General features: G+C 48.9%; 2 tRNA genes. Both read left to right on the top strand.

What is annotated here, in order from left to right:
* Positions 1–44: 44 nt before the first annotated feature.
* Positions 45–121: transfer RNA gene (locus H0248_RS19360), tRNA-Ile, on the top strand.
* Positions 122–163: 42 nt separating this feature from the next.
* Positions 164–239: transfer RNA gene (locus H0248_RS19355), tRNA-Ala, on the top strand.
* The last annotated feature ends 82 nt before the right edge of the window (positions 240–321 follow it).

The following is a 321-nucleotide window of genomic DNA, read 5'->3' as shown; positions in this document are numbered from 1 at the left end:
CACACAGATTGTCTGATGAAAATAACGAGCAGAAATACCTTAATAGGCTTGTAGCTCAGGTGGTTAGAGCGCACCCCTGATAAGGGTGAGGTCGGTGGTTCAAGTCCACTCAGGCCTACCAACTCTTCCGTGAGTGGTATCTAAGGTATCTGTAAGCAACGATGGGGTTATAGCTCAGCTGGGAGAGCGCCTGCCTTGCACGCAGGAGGTCTGCGGTTCGATCCCGCATAGCTCCACCATCACTACTCGCTGTATAGAAAATTTCAGAGTGTACCTGTTTGGGTGCACTGCGAAATTTTGCTCTTTAACAATCTGGAACAA

It is taken from the genome of Pectobacterium brasiliense (assembly GCF_013449685.1).
In the GTDB taxonomy this organism is placed as follows: domain Bacteria; phylum Pseudomonadota; class Gammaproteobacteria; order Enterobacterales; family Enterobacteriaceae; genus Pectobacterium; species Pectobacterium brasiliense_A.
Note: the sequence above shows the minus strand (reverse complement) of the source record. Positions and strands in the feature narration are given on the sequence as shown.